Annotated in this window: 9 protein-coding genes; 2 read left to right on the top strand and 7 right to left on the bottom strand. The window is 69.8% G+C overall.

From position 1 onward, the window contains the following. Positions 1 to 15 precede the first annotated feature (15 nt). Both OHS03_RS06535 and OHS03_RS06530 read left to right on the top strand, forming a co-directional pair. Complete coding sequence (locus tag OHS03_RS06535; RefSeq protein WP_328661580.1) at positions 16 to 5,460, top strand: type I polyketide synthase; 5,445 nt, start codon at positions 16 to 18, stop codon at positions 5,458 to 5,460. Then, positions 5,457 to 6,719 carry an FAD-dependent oxidoreductase gene (locus OHS03_RS06530; RefSeq protein ID WP_328661578.1) on the top strand — a complete coding sequence of 421 codons (1,263 nt, stop codon included), beginning with the start codon at positions 5,457 to 5,459 and terminating at the stop codon, positions 6,717 to 6,719. The genes OHS03_RS06535 and OHS03_RS06530 overlap by 4 nt, the downstream gene beginning before the upstream one ends. 54 nt (positions 6,720 to 6,773) lie before the next feature. Here the strand turns inward: OHS03_RS06530 and OHS03_RS06525 are convergent, their stop codons facing one another. The 7 genes from OHS03_RS06525 to OHS03_RS06495 all read right to left on the bottom strand — a co-directional run bounded on the left by OHS03_RS06525 (position 6,774) and on the right by OHS03_RS06495 (position 25,832). Then, entirely contained in the window at positions 6,774 to 7,652 is an 879-nt protein-coding gene (locus OHS03_RS06525; RefSeq protein ID WP_328661576.1) for an SDR family NAD(P)-dependent oxidoreductase, read from the bottom strand. A gap of 1 nt (position 7,653) precedes the next feature. Continuing rightward, positions 7,654 to 8,676: an NADP-dependent oxidoreductase gene (locus OHS03_RS06520; RefSeq protein ID WP_328661574.1), complete on the bottom strand. Its 1,023-nt coding sequence runs from the start codon at positions 8,674 to 8,676 to the stop codon at positions 7,654 to 7,656. Positions 8,677 to 8,715: 39 nt separating this feature from the next. After that, entirely contained in the window at positions 8,716 to 15,105 is a 6,390-nt protein-coding gene (locus tag OHS03_RS06515) for an SDR family NAD(P)-dependent oxidoreductase (RefSeq protein ID WP_328661572.1), read from the bottom strand. A gap of 11 nt (positions 15,106 to 15,116) precedes the next feature. Further along, the gene (locus OHS03_RS06510; RefSeq protein ID WP_328661570.1) at positions 15,117 to 16,454 is read right to left on the bottom strand and encodes a GDSL-type esterase/lipase family protein; all 1,338 of its coding nucleotides are present in this window, start codon (positions 16,452 to 16,454) and stop codon (positions 15,117 to 15,119) included. Beyond that, positions 16,445 to 18,223: an FAD-dependent monooxygenase gene (locus OHS03_RS06505; RefSeq protein ID WP_328661568.1), complete on the bottom strand. Its 1,779-nt coding sequence runs from the start codon at positions 18,221 to 18,223 to the stop codon at positions 16,445 to 16,447. The genes OHS03_RS06510 and OHS03_RS06505 overlap by 10 nt, the downstream gene beginning before the upstream one ends. A 13-nt stretch (positions 18,224 to 18,236) precedes the next feature. Continuing rightward, positions 18,237 to 19,178, bottom strand: coding sequence for a hypothetical protein (locus tag OHS03_RS06500; RefSeq protein WP_328661566.1), 942 nt, complete (start codon positions 19,176 to 19,178; stop codon positions 18,237 to 18,239). Positions 19,179 to 19,298: 120 nt separating this feature from the next. After that, a complete protein-coding gene (locus OHS03_RS06495) occupies positions 19,299 to 25,832 on the bottom strand; it encodes an SDR family NAD(P)-dependent oxidoreductase (RefSeq protein WP_328661564.1) in 6,534 nt (2,177 codons plus the stop codon). Positions 25,833 to 26,161: the final 329 nt, after the last annotated feature.

The following is a 26,161-nucleotide window of genomic DNA, read 5'->3' as shown; positions in this document are numbered from 1 at the left end:
GAGAGGTACCTGTCGATGACCGACGAGACAACGCTGCGGCACTATCTGCGGCGCACTGCCAGCGCACTACTGCAGACCAGAAACGACCTGCACCGGTTGGAAGCCGCACGCAGCGAACCGATCGCCGTCGTCGGCATCGGCTGCCGCTATCCCGGTGGCATCCACTCGCCGGACGACCTGTGGGACTTGGTGAACTCCGGCGCCGATGTGGTGTCGGATTTCCCCGATGACCGCGGCTGGCGACTGGATTCGCTGTTCGACGACGATCCCGATCATCCCGGCACCGTCTATGCCCGCACCGGCGGATTCCTCGACGACGCGCTTGATTTCGACGCCGACTTCTTCGGCATCGCACCCCGCGAGGCACTGGCGATGGATCCGCAGCAACGGCTGCTGCTCGAGGTGTCGTGGGAAGCGCTCGAACACGCGGGCCTCGACCCGACGCAGCTGCGCGGCAGCGAATGCGGTGTGTACGTCGGCGCGATGTACCACGATTACGCCAGCAGGCTACGCACCGTGCCCGTCGAACTGGAAGCCCAACTCGGCACCGGTAGCGCGAGCGGTGTGTTGTCGGGTCGGCTGTCCTACGTCTACGGGTTCACCGGGCCCACGGTGACAGTGGACACGGCGTGCTCCTCGTCGCTGGTGGCGATGCACCAGGCGATCGGGGCGTTGCGCGGCGGCGAGTGCGAACTGGCACTGGCGGGCGGGGTGACCGTGATGTCGAGCCCGTCGAGCTTCGTAGAGTTCAGTCGCCAGCGGGGCCTCGCCCGTGACGGTCGCTGCAAGGCGTACGCGGCAGGCGCGGACGGCACCGGATTCTCCGAAGGTGTCGGCATCCTGGTCCTGGAACGTCTTTCCGACGCGATCCGCAACGGCCATCAGGTACGGGCGGTGTTGCGCGGATCCGCGGTGAATTCCGACGGCGCCTCCACCGGACTCACGGTGCCGAACGGGGCCGCTCAGCAGCGCGTGATCCGGCAGGCGCTGAGCGCCGCGGGTATACAGCCCGGCGACATCGACATGCTCGACGGACACGGCACCGGTACCACCCTCGGCGATCCCATCGAGGTCCGCGCCCTACTCGACGTGTTCGGCGGGGAACGCGACGCCGAGCCGCTGTGGCTGGGATCGGTGAAATCGAACCTCGGACACACCCAGGCGGCAGCGGGCGTCGCGGGCGTGATCAAGACCATCATGGCGATCCAGCACGCGACAGTGCCCGCCACGCTGCACGTCGACGCCCCGACACCGCACGTCGACTGGGCGGATGGCGCCGTACAGCCCATCACCGAGAGCCGGGCGTGGCCGCAGACCGGCAGACCACGGCGCGGTGGGGTGTCGTCGTTCGGGATCAGCGGGACCAACGCCCACGTCATCGTGGAGCAGGCCCCGGAAATCGAACCGGCACAGTTGAATTCGACACCGGCTGCACGGGAGCAAGCCTCGCCGCTGGCGACGTGGGTCGTGTCGGCCAAGTCCGACGCCGCCCTCGCCGACCAGGCGGGACGGCTCGCGCAGTGGGTCCGCGCGCGACCCGACCTCGCCCCCACCCCGACCGGGCGCGCACTCACCACCACCCGATCGATATTCGCCCACCGCGCCGTGATCTTCGGACGCGACCGCGGCGAGTTGCTGGCCGGCTTGGACACCTTGGCGGTCGGCGGCGAATCCCCCAGTGTCGTGCGCGGCGTCGCCCACGAAGGTCGGATCGCGGTGATGTTCCCCGGCCAGGGCGCCCAGCGCAACGGCATGACTCGCACGCTCTATGCGACAAGTCCTACCTACGCAGCGGCTTTCGACGAGATATGCGCCGAATTCGATCGGCGCTTCGACGGCATCGGGCTGGCCGACGTGATCTTCGCCGAGCCCGGCACCGCGGCCGCCCAGCGCCTCGACCGCACCAGCTACACCCAGGCCGCACTGTTCACGGTGGAAGTTGCGCTCTACCGGTTGGCCGAATCCTTCGGTCTGCGACCCGATTTCCTGATCGGCCATTCCATCGGCGAACTGACCGCCGCCTACCTGGCCGGCGTGTGGAGTCTGGCCGACGCGGCAGAGCTGGTGGTCGCGCGCGGGCGCATGATGGACCGCCTACCCGGCCGCGGCGCGATGCTCGCGGTGGCGGCCGGGGAACACAAGGTGGCGCCGCTGCTGGTCGGCCGCGAACACGCGGTATCGGTGGCGGCGATCAACGGCACGGCCGCGGTGGTGCTCTCCGGCACCGACACGGCGGTCGACGAGATCGCGGCCACCTTGGAGACCTTGGGCCGCCGCACGAAACGACTCCAGGTGGCGCACGCGTTCCATTCACCGCTGATGGATCCGATGCTCGCCGAGTTCACCGAGGTGTGCCGTCGCCTCGAATACCACCCGCCCCGGATCCCCCTCGTGTCCGACGTGACCGGCGCGGTGGCCGATCCGGAGGTGCTGTGCACGCCCGAGTATTGGGCCGCGCAGGTTCGTCGGCCGGTGCGCTTCTACGACGGGATCACCGGCCTGCACGCCGATCGCGACGTGCGCATGTTCCTCGAGATCGGACCGGGAACCACCCTGACGGCACTGGCCAGGGAGGCGTTCACCGGACAGACCGGCGTGACCACAGCGCCGCTGCTGCCGGGACGCCGCGACGAGACCGACGCGGTGATCGCCGGCCTCGCGACCGTCTTCGCGGCCGGAACGCCGGTCGACTGGTACCCCGAACCCACCGGCGCCGAACCGGTGCCGCTGCCGACGCACGCTTTCCAACGTCGCCGGTACTGGCTCGACGCGGGCTCGGACGAGCTGCCCGGCGCCACCACGACCGGGCACCGGCTGCTCGACCGCGCGATAACGCTGGCCGACGACGCGGTGTTGTTCTCCGGGTCGTTGTCGCGCGAGGGCTGCCCGTGGATCGACGACCACGTCATCCACGGTGCCGCGCTGCTGCCCGCGACCGCCTTCGTCGACATGGCGCTGTTCGCCGCGAGCTGGTGCGGCCAGGACGAGCTCGGCTCCGTCGACGAACTCACGGTGGTGGCGCCGTTGATCGTGCCCGCGCACGCGACGCTGTCGTTGCAGGCCGTGGTCGGTGCGCCCGAGCCCGACGGCACCCGATCGCTGACCATCCACTCCCGCGTCGGCGACGACGCGGCGGATCCGTGGACGCGCCACGTGGAGGCCACCCTCGGCGCCGACGGCCCGGTACACGATTCGACCGGTCCCACAGCGGTGCGCGATTGGCCGCCCACGGGCGCGGTGCCGATCGACGTCGACGCGCGCTACCGGGAACTCGCGGCGGCCGGTTTCCACTACGGGTCGACCTTCCGCGCCACCGCGCTGTTCACGCGCGGTGACGACCTGTTCGCCGACGTGGTGCTCGCACCCGAGCTGGACAGCGACGGACACCGCGTCCATCCGGCGATCCTGGATGCCGCCCTGCACCCGCTCGCCTCGGTGGACGCCGAGCGAACGCGACTTCCCTTCTCCTGGCGGGGTATTCGACTGCATCGGGTGCCGGGGCCAGGTCCGCTGCGTGCCCGGCTGAGCATCGTCGACGATCATTCGACCGTCGAAATCCTCGACACCGCCGATCGCCCGGTGCTGTCGGCGGCAGCACTGGTGCTGCGGACCGTCGACCCGACGATGCTCGAGTCCGGGTCGGCGAACGGGCGCACCGTCGACTCGCTGTTCGGGCTGTCCTGGGTGGAACTGCCCGGTACCGCCCGCCCGGCGCAGGGACGCACCGCCGACATCACCGGCGCGGCGCCGACCTGGTTCGATGTGCCCGCGAGCGACCCGACGCCCGCCGGGGTTCGCGTCGCGCTGACCGCGACCCTGGACCGGCTGCGATCATGGCTGGCCGAGGAGGAATCCGCCGTCCTGACCATCCGTACCCGCGGCGCTGTCGCCGTCGGCGCGGAGACCGTGGGCGATCCGGGCGGCGCTGCGGTCTGGGGCCTGGTGCGCTCGGCGCAGACCGAGCATCCTGGCCGGTTCGTCCTGGTCGACGTGCTGGACGGCGAACCGGCCACCCTGCCCTACGGCGAACCCCAGATCGCCGTCCGCGCCGACCGATTCCTCGCGCCACGACTGGTTCCCGCGCAGCGGCGCGCGGCCGAGTCCGACCAGCGCGCATCGGTATGGAACCCCGAGGGAACCGTGCTCGTCACCGGTGCGAGCGGCGGCCTCGGTGGGCTGGTCGCACGACACCTCGCCGACGAGCACGGGGTCCGGCATCTGCTGCTGGTGAGCCGCGGCGCCATCGACACCGCCGAACTGACGGCCCGTGGGGTCCAGGTCACCACGGCTGCCTGCGACGTCACCGACAGTGCCGCCCTGGCGGAGGCGATCGCGACGATCCCGGCCGAGCACCCGCTCATCGCGGTGGTGCACGCGGCCGGTGTGGTCGACGACGGTGTGGTCGACACGCTGACCCCCGAGCAGTTCGAGCGGGTGCTGCGTCCCAAGGTGGACGGAGCATGGAACCTGCACAACGCCACCCGCGAGCTGAATCTGACCGCTTTCGTGCTGTTCTCGTCGGTCGCGAGCGTCCTGGGCGCGGCCGGTCAGGGCAACTACGCCGCCGCGAACGCCTACCTGGACGCCCTCGCCGGTCAACGCCGCGCCGAAGGGCTGCCCGCGACGGCGCTGGCCTGGGGGCTGTGGGCCCGTCAGACCGGCATCACCGGCCACCTCGACGCCACCGATCACGCCCGTCTGGCGCGCACCGGCATCGTCGCGCTGTCCGACACCGAGGGGCTGCGCCTGTTCGACGCGGCGTGCGAGCGCGAGGAGACCTTCCTGGCCGCGGTCGCACTCGAGGCGGGCGCACTCGATCCGGCCGGTGCGCCACCGCCGTTGCGCGACCTGATCCGCCCGCGTCGGCGCACCGATATCGGCGCGGGCGCCACCCGGCGCCACGACACCGGCGCCACCGATCCGGCCGACCTGTCCGCCCGAATCGCTGTGATGGACACCGACAGCCGCCGCGAATACGTGCGAGATCTGGTGCGCGACACCATCGCGACCGTCCTCGGCCACGCCGCGGACTCGACTGTCGACGCCGACCGCTCGTTCAAGGAACTCGGTTTCGACTCGCTCACCGGGATGGAGTTGCGCACCCGGTTGGGTACGGCGACCGGCTTGCGCCTGCCCGCCACCCTGGTCTTCGACTATCCGACACCGGATGACGTGGCCGCTCATCTCGAGGAACGTCTCGAGGCCGAGATCCCTTCCACAACAGGACTTTCCGATGATGCCGTGCGCGCGGCACTGGCACGGATTCCGATCCAGCGACTACGCGAGGTCGGATTGCTCGATTCGGTGTTGCGGCTGGCCGACGAACCGGCGAGCCACGAACCGACCGCCCCCGACCGCTTCGCCGAAGTGGCCGACCCCGGCACCGCCGCGATCGCGGCGATGTCGGCGGCCGAGCTGATCCGGATGGCTCGCGGCGACAACGACAGGACCGTAGCGTGAACGATCAGGAATACGACGTCGTCGTGGTCGGTGGCGGCTCCGCCGGGGTCGCCGCCGCCGTCGGCGCCAGCCGGGCGGGCGCGAGAACACTGCTGGTGGAACGCGGTCCGTGCCTCGGCGGGGCGGCCACGCTGCGCAATGTGCTCACCTACTGCGGGATCTACACCAGGTCGGACCCGCCGCAGCAGGTGGTGTTCGGCATCGCCGACGAGGTGTTGGCCGGCCTGCGGGCGATGGACGCGCTGACCCCGCCGACCCGATTCACTTCGGTCGCCGTCGTTTTCGATCCGGAAGCGGTGAAAGTCGTCCTCGACGAGATCTGCGCGGAGGCAGGCGTCGAGGTCCATCTCGACAGCCAGCTCGTCGCCGCCGATCGTGGCGCCGGCGAGATCATGTCGATTCGCGTCGCCGATCATCAGGGTGTTCGCCAGATCAGCGCGGCCGCGTTCGTCGATGCGACCGGCGAGGCCGATCTGGCGACGTTCAGCGGCGCCACGGTGCGCTACGGCAACGACGGAATCGTCCAGAACGGCACGCTCGGTGTCCGATTCGGCGGTATCGCGGCGGACGCCGACATCGCCCGCGATACCCTGTCGGCGGCCATCCGGGCCGCCAAATCCGGCGGCGCTCCGCTGCTGGCCGAACGCGGACTCGTCGCGCGCCTACCGGTGTCGGGTGACGTCATCACCTATGTGGTCGACGAAGGATACGACGCCCGCGACGTGGGGCAGCTGGCCCGCGCGCAGACCCACGCGCGGATCCAGGCGCGCGACTATCTCACCGCGCTGCGCGCCATCCCGGGATGGGAGCGCGCCTACATCGTGAGCACCGGCCCCGAGATCGGTACCAGGGAATCACGCCACGTCGTCGGCACCTATCAGCTGACAGTGGACCAGGTCCGCAGCGGCGCCCGGTCCGAGGACGTCATCGCCCTCGGCGCCTGGCCGATCGAATACCACCCCGGCGCCGGTGTCCTTCCGCAGTGGGAGTTCATCGACGACGACGGCTTCTACGACATCCCGTTCGGCGTGCTCCAGAGCATCGACACCGTCAACCTGTTCGCCGCCGGCCGCGTCGTCGACGCCGACCGCCTCGCCGGGGCGTCACTGCGGGTGATGGGCACCGCGTTCGCCACCGGACACGCCGCGGGCATCGCCGCGGCGGTCTACGCCGACCGCACAACGGCGCTCGCCGTCGGCGCGGTCCAGAAACATCTCATCCACCAGGGCGCCTACCTGCCCACGATAGATTCCCACTGATACGAGAAACGGGGCCTGGTGACAGGCCCCGTTTCTCGTATCGGTACCAGGAGATCAGTCCACACCGACGACAGCGGCGGTGCGTTCGACAACGCGGGCGCCGAACGCGGGGTCCCGCGACGCCGACGACGAACGGGCAGGTCCGTTCTTGTCGTAGTAGCCGCCACTGTCGTGTGCCAACTCCGGGTCGGTGGCCAACCGGACGAGCGGGGCCGCGCCGCTGTGCGCACTGGTCATGAACGGGCGCCCGACGGTCTGGATCACCCGGAACAATCCGCCTGCCGCCACGCCGAACTGGGTCGCCACCGCGCCCGGATCGGCCGCGTTCACGGTGACCCCGGAGCCCTGCCACCGCAGCGCGAGCGCATAGCTGTAGGCGAGGGCGGCCAACTTCGCGTCACAGTACGCCGCGACCTGGCGGAACTTCCGGTCGTAGGACCAGTCGTCCAGGTTCGGGTTGCCGCGTTTCTCCATGAACGATGACGTCACGATCACCCGCGACGGCACCCCGGCCGAGTCGGCGCCGGTACGCAGTCCGTCGAACAGCCGGTGCGTCACCGCCGCGACGGCGATGTGGTTGAGGGCGAACGACCGCTCCACCCCGTCCGGTGAGAGCTCACGGTCGGCGAAACCGCCGCCCGCGTTGTTGAGCAACACGTGCACTCCGCCGGGCGCGGCCCTCCCCACCTGTTCGGCGAACGCGCGCACCCCGCTCAACGAGCCGAGATCGGCGGCGACCGGAACGAAACGCCCCGCGCCCGCGGCGCCCAGCTGCTGCGCCGCGGTCGCTGTCCGCCGCGGATCACGCCCGTGCACGACCACTGTCGCGCCCGCGCCGCCGAGGGCCGCCGCGGCCGCGTAGCCGATACCGCTGGTCGAACCGGTGATGACGACAGTGCGCCCGGACATCGATCCGGGCGCCGGGTCAGCCATCTCAGCCCTCGGCCGACTCGGACAGCGACACCACGGTCTTGCCGATGTTCTCGCCGCGGATCATCGCCGAATACGCCTCGAACGCGTTCTCGATCCCGTGGAACACCGTCTCCTCGGCCTTCAGCGAGCCGTCGGCCAGCCAGCCCTTCGCCTGGGCGAGGTAGTCGGGCAGGACCGCGAAGTAGTCGGCGGCGTTCATGCTGAACAGCGACACCCGCTTGCCGATGATCAATGGCAGGTTCTTCGGGCCGGGGGGCAGCGAGTCGGTGTCGGCGTCGATGGTCGCGAGCGAGCCGGACAGGACAACGCGGCCGTGGGGTTTGATCGCGCCGAGCGCGGCATCGAGCTGCTCGCCGCCGACATTGTCGAAGTAGACGTCGATACCGCCCGGTGCGGCAGCGGCCAACTGGCCCGCCACATCGCCGGCGCGGTAATCGATCGCCGCGTCGAACCCGAACTCCTCCACCAGCTTTCGGGTCTTCTCCGGTCCACCCGCCGACCCGATCACCAGCTTGGCCCCGAGCTTGCGCGCCAGCTGACCGGCCACCGAACCGACAGCGCCCGCCGCCGCCGAGATGAACACCACGTCACCCTCACTCACCTTCGCCACCTCGGTGAGCCCGACGTACGCGGTGAGCCCGGTCGTGCCGAGCACGCCCAGATACGCCTGGGGCGCAACGGAGGTCACGTCGAGGGGCTGCGCCCAGGCCGCCAGGGTGTACTCGCGCCAGCCGTCGAAGTGGCTGACGACCGCGCCGACCGGAAGAGCGTCGTTGGCCGAGGCGATCACCGTACCGATGGCGGCACCGGTCAGCGCGACGTCGAGATCGAACGGCGGCAGATAGCCGACCCCCGCGTTCATCCGGCTGCGCATATACGGGTCGACCGACATCCAGTCGTTGCGGATCAGTGCCTGGCCGGGGGCGGGATCGGCCAGCGTCACCGCGGCCAGTTCGACATCGGCTAGCGAGGGGGTTCCGTCTGGACGGGCGATCAAACGCCATTCACGGCTGGTAACAGGCAAGGCAAGCTCCTTCGCTCAGGGTGGAACGACGCGCCGGGGTCATGCCGACGCGGGGTTGCTGTCGATGAACTCGAAAATCGCGGTGTCGTCGGCCAGATCGATCCGATCACCGACGACGTCGGGTTGTTGTGGGCCACGCAGTCGTTGCGCGGCATCGAGCAGTCCGGCGACGGCACGATCGCGTTCGGCGTCCGACGGATCGGCCCCGCCCAATCTGTCGAGCAGAGCGGTCAATTCGCCGAGCAGCGGCGCGACCGAGTCGGCATCGGATGCCAGCAGGCCACACAGGTGTTCGGTGAGCGCATACGGTGTCGGATAGTCGAACATCACTGTCGTCGACAGCATGACGCCCATCGATTTCTTCAGGTGGTTACGGAGCTCGACCGTTGTCAACGAGTCGAACCCCATGTCTACGAATCTCTGTTGTGGATCGAGTGCTTCATCGGCCACCCGACCGAGCACGGTGGCCACATGTCGTGCCAGTAGCTCCGACACGACGCGACGCTGGTCGGCGCCACTGCGCCCCACGAGCAGCAGCGCGGTGTTCTCCGACACCGACGCCGACTGCGCATTGCGACGCATACGAACGATCGTACTCAACATCGTGGGTACCGGCGACCCGGCCGTGGCCGACGCCCTCGCCGCCGCGACATCGATGCGCATCGGCACCGATGCCGGCGTGCCCGACGTCAGCGCCGCGTCGAACAGCGCCAACGCCTCCGCGGTGGACAGTGGCGTGAACCCGTTGCGGGCCATCCGGTCCAGATCTCGCTGCGCCAGATGTCCACTCACGCCGCTTCGCTGTGCCCACAGCCCCCACGCCAACGATGTCGCGGGCACCGCGGATCGGGCGGCGCGCACCGCGAGCCCGTCCAGGTAGGCGTTGCCCGCCGCGTAGTTGGCCTGGCCCGCGTTGCCGAGAACGCCTGCCGCCGAGGAGAACAGGACCAGCGCCGACAGGTCGAGGTCGCGGGTCTGCTCGTACAGGTTCCAGGCGGCGTCGACCTTCGCGGGCAGCACCCGATCCAGATCCTCGACGGTCAACTTCTCGAACGCCGCGTCGCTCACAGTGCCCGCGCAGTGGATGACAGCGCCGAGCGGGTGCTCGGGATCGATACCGGCGAGCAGGGCCGCCAACGCGGCCCGGTCGGCGACATCGCACGCGGCGACCGTGGCGTCGGCGCCGCCCTCGCGCAGCTCGGCGACGAGTTCCGCCGCGCCCGGCGTCTCGGCACCGCGTCGGGACGTCAGCAGCACCCGCTGAACTCCGTACTCGGCCACGACATGTCGGGCCAGCGCGGCACCGATCGTGCCGACACCGCCGGTGATCATGACGGTGCGGCTCGAGTCCAGCGGCGGCGGCACGGTGAGGACCACCTTGCCGACCTGGCGGGCCTGGCTCACGAACCGCAGGGCGCTGGTGGCCTGCCGGACGTCCCAGGTGGTGACCGGCGGTGGGGTGAGCGCGCCCGCGTCGAACAGGGCCACGATCTCGGCCAGCATCTGCGCGATCCGGTCGGGCGCGACCTCGGTGATGAGGAACGAGTGGTAGCCGACACCCGGATACTCGGCGGCGATCACGGCGGGATCGCGGCGATCGGTCATGCCCATCTCGACGAACTGCCCGCCGCGCGGCAGCAGCCGCAGCGACGCGTCGACGAAGTCGCCTGCCAGCGAATCGAGGACGACGTCGACACCGTCGCCGTCGGTCGCGACACGGAACTGTTCCTCGAAGTCCAGGGTCCGCGAATTGGCGATCCGCTCGGGCGCCAACCCGTCCGCGACCAGCACGTTCTGCTTACCCGGACTCGCGGTCGCGTAGACCCGCGCACCCCAGTGCTTCGCCAATTGCCGAGCGGCGGTACCGACGCCACCGGTCGCGGCGTGGATCAGCAGGGACTGACCCGCGCGCAGGTTCGCCAGGTCGAGCAGACCGTAGTACGCGGTCAGATACACCACCGGTACCGAGGCGGCCTGATGGAACGACCAACCCTCCGGAATCCGCACGATCGTGCGGTGGTCGGTGACCACTGTCGACCCCACACCGTCGAACAGACCCATCACTCGATCGCCGGGCGCGAAGTCGGTGACGTCGGGCGCCACGTCGACGACCACACCGGCGCCCTCGCCACCGAGCACGGCGTCCGGATTCGGATACATGCCGATGCTGATCAGCACGTCGCGGAAATTGATGCCGGCCGCCCGCATCCGCACCCGTACCCGGCCCGGGGCCAACACGGGAACGGGATCCTCGGCGAGGCGGGTCAGACCGATCGTGGTCAGCGTGCCCTTCTCCCCGATCGTCAACCGCCAGTGCGGATCACGGATCGGGTCGGCCACGTCGTGTATGTCGTGGCGGATCATTCTCGGCACCGAGGCACTCGCTCCGCGCCAGGCCACCTGCGGCTCGTCGGCCGCGACGGTCGCGGCGACAGCGTCATCGAGCACGGTGTCGGGGCCGAGGTCGAGCAGCAGCAGCCGATCCGGGTTCTCGGTCTGGGCCGACCGCAGCAGTCCCCAGATAGCCGCACCGCGCAGATCGACGGTATCGGTCACCTCGACCGCCACCGCACCGCGCGTCACCACGACCAGCGTGGTGTCGGTCAGGCGTTCGGTCGCGAGGAATCGCTGGACCTGGTCCAGGACCAGCGCCGTGGTGGCGCGCACGTCCGAGGGCTCGTCGGTGCCGTGTGATGCGACGACCAGGACCGCGTGCTCGGGTGCGCTCTGCGTGCCCTCGAGGTCGGCGATGCTCGGCACGGGCGTCGAGGGCGCACTCGGCAGCGCTACGCCGGGCAGTGGAATCCACTCCACCGCGTAGAGCGGATGCGCGCTGTTTCGGGTCCGCTCGTCGGATCCCCCCGACTCGCGCAGCAGCAGGGCCTCCACCGACAGCACCGGTCGGCCCGCGGTGTCGTCGGCGGTGACCCGGAGACGATCGGGCGCCGTCGCCGTGAGGCAGACGCGCAGAACCGACGCACCCACCGCGTGCAGCCGCACGCCCTCCCAGCTGAACGGCAACCGCAGGGGCGCACCGGGTTCGGTGTCGACCATGCCGTGCAGCGCGGCGTCGAGCAACGCGGGGTGCAGGTGGAACGCGGTGGTGTCGAGGTGGTCCGGCGCGGTGACGGTGGCGAACACGTCGTCCCCACGGCGCCACAACTGGCGAACACCCCGGAACAACGGTCCGTACTGATAGCCGAGTCGGTCGAGCCGCTGATAGAAGTCGGCGGTCTCGACCGGCACCGCGCCTTCGGGCGGCCACGGCGCCGCCGAGCCGGTGTCGGTCGCGGCGCGCTCGCCGGGCTCGCCGCCCGAGCTGAGGGTGGCTTCGGCATGGCGGCGCCAGCCCGCACCCTCGCTGGAGTGCACCGTCACCGGGTAGCGGCCGTCCTGCGGTACATCGACGATGAGTTGGACGCGCACGTCATCGGTGCCGGTCAGCGTCAGCGGGGCGACGACGATGAGGTCGTCGACGCGGTCACAACCGACACTGTCGGCCGCCCGCAACAACAATTCGACGAACACCGTGCCCGCCACCACGATCTGGCCGTCGATCCGGTGATCGGCCAGCCACGGGTGCGTCCGCGTCGACAACACGCCGGTCAGGACGACGCGACCGCTGTCGGCGACCGAGATCTCCGCCCCGAGCAGGGGATGCGCAGCCGCGTCCAGACCCGAGGCCGTGACATCACCGGCACCGGCCTCGGCCGTCAACCAGAAACGCTGGTGCTCGAAAGCGTAGGTAGGCAACGTGATTCGTCGACCGCTCGCCAGCGCGGGCAGTCCGGCCCAATTCACTGCGACGCCGGCCGAATAGGCGCGGGCCAGCGCGGTGTACACCGAGAGCTCCTCGTCCTGCGCGGGGCGCAGCAACGGCGCGACAACCGCGTTCGACGAACCGTCGTCGTCGGCGAGGACCAGCGACGACAGCGCCGCACCCGGCCCGACCTCCAGGAAAACGCCCACCCGACCGGATCCGCGCAACCAATTCAGCCCGTCGGCGAAGCGCACCGGGTCGCTGACATGGCCCACCCAGTACTCGGGCGAGCACAGCTCCGCCGCGGTGGCGCGTGCGCCGGTGCGGTTGGACACCACCGGAATCTTCGGCGCGTGGTAGGTGAGATCGGCGCACACGGCGGCGAACTCGGCGAGCATCGGCGCCATCAACGGCGAATGGAACGCATGGCTCACCCGCAGGCGTTTCACCGACGCCTCGTCGAAGTGCGCGGAGATCTCGGCGACGGCAGCGTCGGCACCCGAGATCACCACCGACCGGCGCGCGTTCACCGCGGCGATGCTCACCTGGGTGGACCGCTCGGCGATCAGCGCCGCGACGGTCTGCTCGTCGCTCGCGATCGACAGCATCGCCCCACCTTCGGGCAGCGACTGCATCAGGGTGCCGCGCGCCGCGACCAAGCGGGTGGCGTCGGCCAACGACCAGACCCCGGCCAGATACGCCGCGCTCACCTCGCCGATGGAGTGTCCGACGAGGAAATCCGGTCGCACACCGAATGATTCGAGCAACCGGAACAGTGCCACCTCGGTCGCGAACAGCGCGGCCTGGGCGTAGCCGGTGCGGTCGAGCAGTCCCGGCTCGCCCGCGCCGTCGATGACGAGCTCGCGCAGGGATCGACCCAGTGTGTCGTCCAGGTGGGCGCACACCTCGTCGAAGGCAGCGGCGAAGACCGGATAGCGCGCGGCGAGCGTCGCGCCCATACCGACCCGCTGGGCACCCTGGCCAGGGAACAGCATCGCCACGCGGGCCGAGGAGTCCGCCGAGCCGAGGTGGACCGCGCTGGACTCGGTGCCCGCCGCCAGCGCCGCCAACCCGGATTCGAGCTCGTCGCGACCGTGGCCCAGGATCACGGCTCGGTGACTGAACCGGGAACGGCTCACCGCCGCGCTGAAGCCCACATCGGCGGCCGCGTGTTCGGGATGCTCGGCGAGCGCCTCGGCGAGCCGGGTGGCGTTGGCGCGCAACGCCGCCGAAGTCTTGGCGGACAGGATCCACGGTGTCAGCGGTGCGTCGACCGGGGTAACGGTCAGCGGTTCGCCGACCATGGCGCCGACTGTGTCGGATTCGAGGATCACGTGCGCGTTGGTGCCGCTGATGCCGAACGACGACACCGCCGCGCGCCGGGGCCTGCCGGTCTCGGGCCACGGCCGGGCCGTAGTGACGAGTTCGATCGCGCCGCTGTCCCAATCCGCGTGCGGCGTGCGGTCATCGACGTGCAGCGTGGGCGGGACGACTCCGCCACGCATCGCGAGCACAGCCTTGATCACCCCGGCCACGCCCGCGGCGGCCTGGGTGTGGCCGATGTTCGATTTCGCCGATCCGAGCAGCAGCGGACGGGTCCGCCCCTGCCCGTAGGTGGCCAGCAGTGCCTGCACCTCGATCGGATCGCCCAGCCGGGTGCCCGTGCCGTGCCCTTCGACGAGGTCGATGTCGTCGGCGGTCAGGCCCGCGGCCGCCAGCGCCCGCCCGATCACCCGTTCCTGCGCCGGTCGGCTCGGCGCGGTCAAACCGTTCGACGCACCGTCCTGATTCACCGCACTGCCGCGCAACACGGCGAGGACTTCGTGGCCGAGACGGCGTGCGTCCGAGAGCTTTTCGACCAACAGCACCGCCGCGCCCTCGGACCATCCGGTCCCATCGGCGGCCGCGGCATAGGACTTGCACCGGCCGTCGGTGGCCAGCCCGCCCTGCATCGCGAACTCGGCGAACACCTTCGGCGTCGACATCACCGTGACGCCGCCGACCAGTGCCATCGAACAGCCACCACGACGCAACTCCTGCGCCGCGGTATGCAACGCCACCAACGACGACGAACACGCCGTGTCGATGGTCACCGCCGGACCCGTGAGCCCGAGCGCGAAGGCGACCCGGCCGGACACGACACTGGCCAGACTGCCCGTGCGCAGATGACCCTCCACCTGCTTGGGCACGGCGTGCAGGCGATCGGCGTAATCGTGGTACATCACCCCCGCGTACACGCCGGTCTCGCTGCCGCGCAGGCTGACCGGATCGATACCCGCGCTCTCGATCGCCTCCCACCCGACCTCCAGCAGCAGCCGCTGCTGGGGGTCCATCGCGAGCGCCTCACGCGGCGAGATCCCGAAGAACGCCGGATCGAAATCCATGGCGTCGTACAGGAATCCACCGAGATGGGGATACGGCGGCGCGTCCGGTTCGTCGGCCCAGCCCCGGTCACCGGGGAAGTCGCCGATGCTGTCCGCGCCTTCGAGCAACTGCGTCCACCACCGGTCCGGCGAATCGGCGCCGCCGGGTAGTCGGCAGGCCATGCCCACAATGGCGATCGGTTCGGACAGCTGGGCACTGAGCTGATCGTTGCGTTTGCGTAGCTGATCGCCTTCCAGCAGCGAACTACGGAGCGCTTCGACCAGTTCGTTGTCGTGTGGCGTCATGGCTACGGCTCCTAGTTGCGGCCGCAGCCGCTGCCACGCAGCGCGGCGATATCGATGAGGTCGGCCATGGCGGCGTAACCCGCGGGACCGACGTGGTTGTCCAGGCCCCGGTACTGCGACAGGATGATCGCGTCGGCGTTCGGGTCGGCCAGCAACGCGTCGTAGTCGACGACGCCGTCAGCGATCTGCTGCGTGCGCACCCAGTCGTTGAGTTCGACCCGGCGCTGATCGGAGAACGGGGCGAAGTTGCCCGCCAGCAGCGAGTACTTCAGCGGCGGATTGGTGCCGAGCACCACCCGGATGCCCGCGGCCTGCAACCGGTACACCGCCTCGGTGTAGCCGGCGATCATCTCCGCGGTCGTCGCCCACTCGGGGATCGCGAAGTCGTTGGCGCCGAACATGACGATCGCGTCGGTGACTCCGGCCACCTCGAGCACGTCGGGCTGGATCCGGGTCAGGCCACGGGGTCCGAGTTGCGGCAGGGTACGCAACGGATCGTCGAGCAGCCGATTGCCCCAAATACCCGAGTTGACCACCGAGACCGGGATACCCGCCGCGTCGAGTCGATGTTGCAGGAAGTCGGTCGGGCGCAGATTCTGATCGACGGCCGCCGGTGACTGCGGCACCTCGGAGTAGCCGCTGCCGACGAAACCCTCGGTGATCGAATCGCCGAAGGCCACCAGCGTCGACGCAGCAGCCGGGGCGAGCACGTCGACACCGGCGACGTACAGCACCGAAGTCGTTGTGCGGTCCAGCGATCCGCCGCCGAGCTCGTGCGTCTGATCCCCGGTGCCCGGCGAACCGTAGTAACTGGTCGCCATGCCCTGCAGGTGTTCGGTCGGCGCGCGCGAGCTGCCGGGAACATAGACGCTCACCGCCAGCGGTTCGAACGAACCGAACGACAGGGAGACCGGGTCACTGACCACGTCGCCGCCCGCCGGGACCGTCACCGACGACCCACCGTCGAAGGTCACCGTCCGCAGCGAGTCGGACGAGACCTGCGGTCCTCCGGCCTGTTTGCCGACCGTCACCGAGGTGAAGGTCACCTCGGCGGGGCTGAGCCGGTTGGTCAGGTGCACGCGCAGGGTCGCGCCGGCCCGATGCGGGGTGATCACCATGCGGTAGGTCTGGTCACCCACCGACGTGATCGGATCGAACGAGAAGTCCGCCAGCGACGCCGAATCCGACGGCGCGGCCATCCAGGTCGCCACCCAGTGGTCTCCCCCGCAACCACCGCCGACCGGAGCCGACCCGGCAGACCCACCGGTGACCGCGACGAACCCCGCGAACAGCGGCACTATCGCCAGCACTCGCCAGCTGGCCCGGTTGCGTCGGCGTGTCATCGCCATCCACTTGCTCCTATGTTCGCGAAGGCGGCGCGCAACGCGGCCGCCGGATTGTCGTTCGTGCCCAGGCTGCGCCAGCACACATGGTGGTCGGGGCGGACCAGGATCGCCCCGTCGTCGGCGATCTCGCGGACCCGCGACCAGGCGCCGTTTTCGCGATAGGTGGCCGCGCTGTGGTCGTCGCCGATGGTGGCGACCACGAACGGGGCATCGGGGTCGGCGCTGAGCTCACGCGCGGCGTCGAGCCACGGCTGCCCCGCGGGACCGACCAGCAGCACCGGGCGGTCGCGGGGAACCAGGTCCAATGTCGAGAGCCGGGTGCCGTCCTTTTCCACCCACGCGTGCGGCAACCGGTGCCCCGGCCGCGTGGTGGGGTGGTAGATGTCGCCCATCGGCTCGCGGGGCGGTGCCGTGGTGCCGTCGGGGGTGAGGGCGCCCTCGGCGTAGGCCAGGCCGAGTTCCATGTCGTGCGCCTGGCAGTCGACCCGATGGGTGCGGAACACCTCACCGGCGCGCGCCCTGGTCGTCGCGCCACGACGGGAATCCTCGAAGTACACGTGGAAGAACGCGGGCCGCACCAGCCGCGGCACCTGGGGACCGAAGCCGAGCGCGTTCTCGGTGATCAGCTCGGTGTTCTTCAGGATGCCCAGCGCCCAGTCCAGATTGTCCCGGCCGATCGGGCGCCGCTCGGATTCGTAGCTGTCGAGCAGGGTGACCTCCGACCGCCCCGACTCCACGGCCGCGATCTTCCAGGCCAGATTGTGTCCGTCCTGGATGGCGGTGTTCAGGCCGAGACCAGCGGCCGGGGGCATGCGGTGCGCCGCGTCGCCGGCCAGGAACACATTGCCCACCCGGTACTTCGCCGCGAGCACCGCGTCGACGGTCCAACTGCTCACCTTGTGCAGGGTGATCGGCAGGTCCGGCGCCTTGAGCACATCGCGAATCCGTTGCAGCAGCGCGTCTTTGCGGGTGCGGGCCGGATCGTCGGCGTCCGCGGTGAAGTGCAGACCCCATTCCTCGGAGAACTTGCCCCAGGTGGGGCCCATCTGCACCAGCATCGCGCCGGACAACTCGGCCTGTTCGGGGTTGATGAAGAAGGTGATCAGGGCGCCGTCGTGCTGCCAGCGCGACAGGTCGGCCGAGAAATGCGCCGTCGTGACCTGGTGGAACTTCGGCCACCCCTCCATCTTCACCTTCAGCCGCGGCCCCACGGTGCGACCGCCGTCGGCAGCGATCAGGTACTTGGCCCGCACCGTCGACTCCACGCCGTCGGCGTCGCGCAGCCGGGCCACGATCGTCGATCCCTCGTCGACCCAGTCGAGCAGTTCGCACCCGTACCGGACGCGTCCGGGCGCACGCTGCTCCGCCAGGTCACGCAGGATCGGCTCCAGCCGGATCTGTGGCAGGTTGGTCGAATCGACCGGGCTGTCGCCCGCGTAGCGTTCGCTCAGCGAGCCCGCCCCGAAGGCGTCGAGTTCGTAGAGCACCTTGCCGTCGTAGGGGCCTCGGCCGGTCAGCGAGGTCTGCCACACCACCTTGCCGAACTTGTCCAGTGGCGCGCCGACCGCGGTGATCGCGTCGGCGACCCCGTGCTGGCGGTACAGCTCCATCGTCCGCTGGCTCAGGTAATGGGCCTTCGGCAGCCGCGACGTCTCGCCACGTTGCTCGATCAGCAGATGATCCACGCCGAGATTGGAGAGGAAGATCGACGTGGACAACCCACACCCGCCCGCGCCGACGATCAGTACGGTGACGTTGTCCGACTGTGTCATTGGTGCGCTCCGATCAATTGTGGCTGTGCCCGGCGGTCATACCGGGTGTGACCGGATGCGGATCGGCGCCGGCCTCGAGCTCGTCGGGCCAGACCGGGTAGGGGAACGCGGTGTCCATGCCGCCGACCACCCCGGGAATGTCGCCGAACGGGCTCAGGTCCGTGGCCACCGGCGTCGTTGGGTTCGCCGGGTCGAGGAAGATGTGCACGTCCCAGCCGCGCGGATGGACCAGCCCCGACGGTGTCGACCCGCCCGGCAGCGGGGTATTGCCGCGCTTCTGGCCGAGGTAATCCTCCTCCGGCGGCATCATGTACATGTCGAAGTCGGGGAAGGTGTGCACGCCCCGCTCGTGGAAGGCCCAATCGCCGCGGAACATGCACAGCCCCACCTCGGTCGGCGTCTCACCGGGGGTGTAGACACCGGCGTAGAACCAGCCGACCAGGTCGTAGGGGAACTGCGGGGTGTACGCGTCGTGGTAGTTGAATCCGGTCTGTCGTGAGCGGTAGAACAACCCCGCGGGCTTGCCGCTGACCACGGTGTCGGGTCCCGGTGTCGAACCGGGCATCTGCTTGGTGATGATCTGCAGCGACTGGTCGAGGTTGAGCAGCGCCACGCCCATCCGCTCGTACTGCACCCAGCCGTGCGAGTCGGGACCGTAGGTGCCCGCGGCCGCCAGCGGCACCAGGTCCTCCGGGCCGTTCAGCGTCCGCAGCGGACCGAGCAGGTCGAACACGCGCTGCTGGTCGGCCCGCAGCGACTCGGTGCGCTGTTCGGCGGTACACCGATCGCTCGCGATCGGCACTCCCGGTTTCGCCACGGCAGTCGGTGACGCCACGACGTTGGTGATCACCGCCAACGCGGACACCAGGAGGGTTCCGGGCACCGTCAGTCGTCGGCGCCACGCTCCCGGTGCGGTGCGCATCGCTCCGGCGGCACCATGATGTCGCATTCGCATGAGGTCGGTATTTCCTTTCTGACGACCCGACGCCGTCTTCGACGACGCCGGGTCAGGGGTGAAATGACAAACTGTGCCGCCGCCGCCCGCTGTGGTGCCCGGGATGCGGCGGCGGCCGACCTACCCCAGGCTCGCGGGGTCGTTGTCGAAGAACTCGAACAGTTCGTCGTCGGCGGCGCTGCCGAGTTCGGAGATCACGGCATCGTCTTCCTCGCCCCGCACCGCGCGAAGGAGCTCGTCGAGGCGGTCGGCGATGTCCACCCGTTCGGCACTGCTCAGTGCCGCTGCCGCGAAACCCGAAGCGACGGTGTCGATCTCGGCGAGGATGCGCGCCGCGGCCGCGTCGGCCGGGACGATCTCCTCGCACATGTACTGCGCCAGGATGGCCGGCGTCGGGTAGTCGAACACCACCGTCGTGGTCAGTTTGAGCCCGGTCGCCGACTTGAGCCGGTTACGGAACTCCACTGCGCCGAGGGAGTCGAAGCCGAGGTCGGTGAACGCCTGGCCGGGCCCGATCTCGTCGGGCGAATCGTGCCCGAGCACCGCGGCGGCATGCAGCCTGATCAGATTGAGCATCGTGCGCTCCTGATCCACCGGACTCATCGCGAGCAGGCTCTTCGCCAGCGACGAGGACTCGCCCGCCTCCCCCGCGCCACCACCGGCACGCCGGGGTGCGGCCCGCAGCAGACCACGCAGCGGCGGTGGCAACAGCGTCGGGTCGTCGGCACCCGCGGCCCTGATCGCCGCGAGATCGAGTCGCGCGGCCACTGTGAGCGCCGCACCCATCGACAGCGCGTTGTCGAACATGACCACACCGTCGGCGGTGTCGATGCCGATCATGCCGTCGCGACGCATGCGTGCCCGGTCGATGTCCGACAGTTCGGCGGTGATGCCGCTGGCCTGCGCCCACAGTCCCCACGCGATCGAGGTCGCGGGCAATCCGAGTCGCTGCCGGTGCTGGGCCAGCGCGTCGAGGTAGACGTTGGCCGCGGCGTAGTTCGCCTGACCCGGACCGCCGAGCACACCGGCTACCGAGGAATAGAGCACGAACTCCGCCAACGCCAGATCCTGGGTGGCCTCGTGGAGGTTCCACGCGGCATCGACCTTCGGCCGCAGCGCGGTCTCCAGGCTCTTCGGGGTCTGTGCCCCGAACACCGCGTCGTCGGTCACGCCCGCCGTGTGCACGACCGCGGTCAGCGGGTGTGCCTGCGGGATGTCGGCCAGCAGCGCTGCCAGTGCGTCGCGGTCGGCGACATCACACGCGGCGATCTCGACTTCGGCACCGAGCGCGATCAATTCCTCGCGCAGCTCGCTCGCACCCGCCGCCGCCGAACCACTACGGCTGGTCAGCACCAGGTGACGCATGCCTCTGGCCTGCACCAGGTGGCGAGCGATCTCCCCGCCGAGCACGCCCGTACCGCCGGTGACGAGCACCGTGCCTTCGGGATCGAGCAGGGCCGGAATCGTCAGCACGTTCTTGCCGACGTGCCTGGCCTGGCTGAGGAAGCGGAACGCCTCCGGTGCCCGGCGCACATCCCAGGTGGTGACCGGAAGTGGCTGCAGCGCACCGGACGCGAACAGCGCCACCAGTTCGGTGAGGATCTCGTGCAGCCGGTCGGGGCCGGCTTCCATCAGCACGAATCCGCGGTAGGCGACACCGGGATACTCCTGCGCGATCTTCTCCGGATCACGCACGTCGGTCTGGCCCATCTCGATGAACCGACCGCCGCGCGGCAGCAGCCGCAGGGACGCGTCGACGAAATCGCCTGCGAGCGAGTCGAGTACCACGTCCACGCCGTGCCCGTCGGTCGCGGCCAAGAACTTCTGCTCGAAGTCGAGGGTGCGCGAGTTCCCGATGTGGGCGTCGTCGTAGCCGATCTCGCGCAGGGTCTTCCACTTCGGCTCGCTGGCCGTCGCGTAGACCTCGAGCCCGAGGTGCCTGGCCAGCTGGGTCGCCGCCATACCGACACCACCGGTGGCGGCGTGGATGAGCAGCGACTCCCCTGCCTGCACGCCGGCCAGGTCGACCAGCGAGTAGTAGGCGGTACCGAAGACCGCGGGAACGGCCGCCGCTTGCGCGTAGGTCCACCCTTCGGGCATCGCGGCCACCATGCGCTGATCGGAAACGACGGTGGAACCGAGCCCGGAGAACAGGCCCATCACCTTGTCGCCGATGGCGAACTCGGTGACATCGTCGGCGACGTCGACGATGATGCCCGCGCCTTCACCGCCGATCGGCGCGTCCGGATCCGGGTACATGCCGAGCACGATCAGCACGTCGCGGAAGTTCATTCCGGAGGCACGCAGTTGTACCCGCACCTCACCCGACTGCAAGGGCTCGCTGTCGGAACTCTGCACCAGCACGATGTTGTCGCCGTGCAGCGTGCCCTTGCCGAGCGAGGTCAGCAGCCATGGTTGGGTCCCGACCAGGGCGGACCCGGCCGCGCTGTCCGCGCCGGGACGGGCGAGGCGGGGGACGTGCGGCACGCCGCGCCGGAACGCGACCTGCCCCTCGGAACCGCCGAGCGTCGCGGCGACGGCGGCGCGGTAGTCGTCCGCGTCGTCGACGTCGACGAGCTGGATGCGGTCGGGCTGCTCGGCCTGTGCGCTGCGCAGCAAGCCCCACACCGGCGCCACCGCAAGGTCGCCGATCGCCTCGGCTCCTTCGATCGAAACCGCGTGGCTGGTGACCACCACGAGGGTGGCGTCGGCGTTGCGCTCGTCGGCGAGCACGTCCTGTACCCGCCGCAGCACCGTGGTCACCGTGGTGCGCACCGCGTCCGGGCCGGGCACTTCGGCGGTGTCGCTGCCGAAGCGCAGCACCACGGCCTTGTCGCTCCCGGTGGTGACCACCTCTTCGTACTCGTTCTCGACGTCGGCGTAGGGCTCCCAGTTCCCCTGTGCCGCTTCGATAACCGGCTGCGGCACCCACGTGAGTGCGTACAGACCCTCGGCGGCCGCTGTCTTCGCGGACCCGCCGAGCGCGTCACGTGACATTGCCCGCAGCGACAGTCCATCCACCGTGACGACCGGTGCGCCCGCCGCGTCGACCGCGGTAATCGACATCCGATCCGTGCCCGTGGCGGCGAGTCGAACGCGCACCGCCGTGGCGCCGACCGCGTGCAGGGTGACGCCCTCCCATGCGAACGGCAACCGGATCTGGTCGCCGTCGGTATCGCCACCGGCGACGGCCATCGCGTGCAACGCCGCGTCGAGCAGCGCCGGGTGGATCCCGAAGGCTCCCGCCGCGCCGCGCGCCTGCTCCGGCAGTTCCACCTCGGCGAACAATTCCTCGCCGCGTCGCCAGACGGCGCGCAGCCCCTGGAACACCGGGCCGTAGCCATAGCCCGCGTCGGCGAGTTCGGCGTAAGGATCACCGATCTCGACCGCGGTGGCGCCGGACACGGGCCAGGTGGCCAGCTCCGCTGTCACGACCGCGGGTACATCATCGACGACCAGTGAGCCGGTGGCGTGCACTGTCCACTCCGCCTGCTCACCCTCGTCGTCGAGCTGCTGTGGCCGCGAGTAGATGGTGATGGGCCGATCGTCGCCGGAACCACCGACGACGGCCTGCACCTCGACACCGCCCCGCTCTGGCAACACCAGCGGCGCCTGCAGCACCAGTTCACCGATCCGAGGGACACCCACCTGGCCACCCGCCAGCAGGGCGATCTCCACGAACGCGGTGCCCGGCACCAGGATCGAGCCGCCGACCACGTGATCGGCCAGCCACGGCTGGGCCCGAGTCGACAACAGACCGGTCACCAGCACATCGTCGCCGCCGCTCGCCTGCGTGATCTTCGCGCCGAGCAGCGGGTGATCGACCACGCCGAGGCCGACACCGGCGACATCGCCGGTCCCGGTCGGCTTGTCCAGCCAGTAACGCCGGTGCTGGAACGCGTAAGTCGGCAGGTCGACCTGAGCGACCGCGCGCACATCGATGCCCTGCGTCCAGTCGACCGCGGTACCCGCAGCGTGCGCGGCGGCCAGACCCGCGTAGAACGCGATCGGCTCGTCGTGCTTGGGCCTCAGCAATGAGGTCGCCACGGCGACTGCCTCGTCGACACCGTCGTTGAGCACCTCGTCGACCAGGGTGGTCGAACTCGCGCCGGGGCCGACCTCGAGGAACACCGTCGCGCCGAAATCATGCGCGGCGCGCACGCCGTCGGCGAAGCGGACCGCCTCGCGGACATGGCGCACCCAGTATTCCGGGGTGCACAGCTGCTCGGGCTCGGCGACCGCACCGGTGACATTGGAGATGATCGGGATAGCCGGCCGCTGGTAGGTGAGTGACGCGGCGACCGCGCCGAACTCGGCGAGCATCGGCTCCATGAGCGGCGAGTGGAACGCATGGCTCACCCGCAGCGGTTTGACCGTGTGCCCGAGCGAGCGCAGCTCTGCCGCGATGTCGTCGACGACCTCGGCCACACCCGAGATCGTCAGCGCCGACGGGCTGTTGATCGCGGCGATGGCCACATTGCTCTCGCGACCGGACAGCAGCGGCAGCACCGTCTGCTCGTCCGCGCGCACCGACAGCATCGCGCCACCCTCGGGCAGTGCCTGCATGAGTCGCCCGCGCGCGGCGACCAGGGTGGCCGCGTCGTCCAGCGACAGCACGCCGGCGACATGGGCTGCCGAGATCTCGCCGATCGAGTGTCCGAGCACCAGATCCGGTCGCACACCGAAACTCTCGGCCAACCGGAACAGCGCCACCTCGACGGCGAACAACGCGGCCTGGGTGAAGGCGGTGTGGTCGAGCAGCGCCGCCTCGTCGGTGTCGGGCTCGGCGAAGACGACCTCGCGCAGCGAACGCCCCAGGGCCGGGTCGAGCCGCGCGCACACCTCGTCGAAGGCGGCGGCATACACCGGATACCGCTCGTACAGCGCGCGTCCCATGCCGACGCGCTGCGCGCCCTGGCCGGGGAACATCACCGCGGTCTTGGCCGAGCTGCCCGCCACACCGACCGCGACGTTGGCCCCGGAATCGGCCGTCGCGGCGTCTTCGACAATCGCACCGGCCGTCTTCAGCGCCGCGATCAGTTCCTCGCGGGTGCTACCGAGCACCACCGCGCGATGAGCGAACCTGGCTCGCTGGGTGGCCAGCGAATACCCGATGTCGGCGGGCGAATGTTCCGGATGATCGTCGAGGAAGGTGCTCAACCGGGCGATCTGATCCGACAGCGCGGGCGCGGTGGCCGCGGAGACGACCCATGCCGTCGCCGCGGGCTCGACCTGGACACCGGTCTCCTCGGGCCCGCTCGCCTCGGTGGCGGGGGCGGGCGCCTGTTCGAAGATGACGTGCGAGTTGGTGCCGCTGATACCGAAGGCGGACACCGCCGCCCGGCGCGGACGGTCGACCTCGGGCCACTGCGTGGCCTCGGTCACCAGCTCCACCGCACCCGCGTCCCAGTCCACCTGGTGCGACGGCTCGTCGACGTGCAGCGTCGGCGGCACCGTCCCGTGCCGCATCGCCATGATCATCTTGATCGCGCCGGCCACACCGGCAGCGGCACTGCTGTGCCCGATGTTCGACTTGATCGAGCCGAGCAGCAGTGGCGTCGTGCGGTCCTGGCCGTAGGTGGCCAGCAGCGCGTTCGCCTCGATCGGGTCACCCAGTGGGGTACCGGTGCCGTGCGCCTCGACGACATCGACGCCGGACGCCGGAATCTTGGCGTTGCGCAGCGCGGCTTCGATGACCCGCCGCTGCGACGGGCCGTTCGGTGCGGTCAGACCGTTGGACGCACCGTCCTGGTTCACCGCGGAGCCGCGCAACACGGCCAGGATGGGGTGGCCGTTCTTCTGCGCGTCCGAGAGTCGTTCCAGGACAAGCAGTCCGACACCTTCGGACCAGGTGGTGCCGTCGGCGGCGGCCGCGAACGCCTTGGCCCGCCCGTCCGCCGAGATCACACGCTGACGGGAGAAGGCGATGAACGCCTCCGGCGTCGGCATGATCGTCGCGCCGCCGGCCAGTGCCAGCGAACATTCGCCCGACCGCAGCGAATTCGCTGCCTGATGGATCGCCACCAGCGACGACGAGCACGCGGTGTCCAGCGAGACCGCGGGGCCCTCGAGGCCGAGTGAGTACGCCACTCGGCCCGACGCGACGCTGGAGGTCCGGCCGATCAGCAACCAGCCCGCCAGACCACTGCGGTCTTCCATGATGGTCGGGCCGTATTCGACCTCGATGATGCCCGCGAACACACCGGTATCGGTGCCGCGCAAAGTATTCGGGTCGATGCCCGCACGTTCGAGCGCCTCCCAGGCGACTTCGAGCATGTGCCGCTGCTGCGGTTCCATCGCCAGCGCTTCGCGCGGACTGATACCGAAAAAGGCAGCGTCGAAATCGGCAGCGCTGTCCAGGAAGCCGCCGTGCGACGAGTACGACGTCCCTTCGTGGTCGGGGTCGGGGTGATAGAGACCGTCGACGTCCCAACCGCGATCGGTCGGAAACTCCGAGATCACGTCACGCCCGTCGGCGACCATCTGCCACAGGTCCTCGGCAGATTTGACGCCGCCGGGATACCGGCAACCCATGCCGATCACAGCGATGGGCTCGCTCGATCGGTTTTCCACCTCCTGCAGACGCTGCCGGGTGCGATGCAAGTCGATTGCGGCTCGCTTCAGGTATGCCCGAAGCTCCTCTTCGGTCGCCATTGCGCGTTTCCTCCGATGAACGATGTGATTCGCGGTTCGCCGATTCCGACGCGACTTCGCGTGGATCGCACTCCGGCTGGCGTGTTCGCCGTCGATTACTCCGGCGGCCAACATCACCCATCGTCAACGGACCCAGCACTCGCTGGAACCCCTAGCTACTCCCCTACTTGCCGCACAACCGTTCGGATGGCTACCTGCCGTCTACCGGGGTAGCGTTCGTCTCGGCATGACGACTTGACGGCCCCCACATTGCGTGCGTAAATAAGAACGATCGTTCGTTCAGAGCACAGAAGATCGCCATCGGACGCCAAGGGGAGATAGGGCCGGAA

The organism is Nocardia salmonicida (assembly GCF_036142455.1).
Classification (GTDB): domain Bacteria; phylum Actinomycetota; class Actinomycetes; order Mycobacteriales; family Mycobacteriaceae; genus Nocardia; species Nocardia salmonicida.
This window is presented reverse-complemented; position numbering and strand designations above follow the sequence as displayed.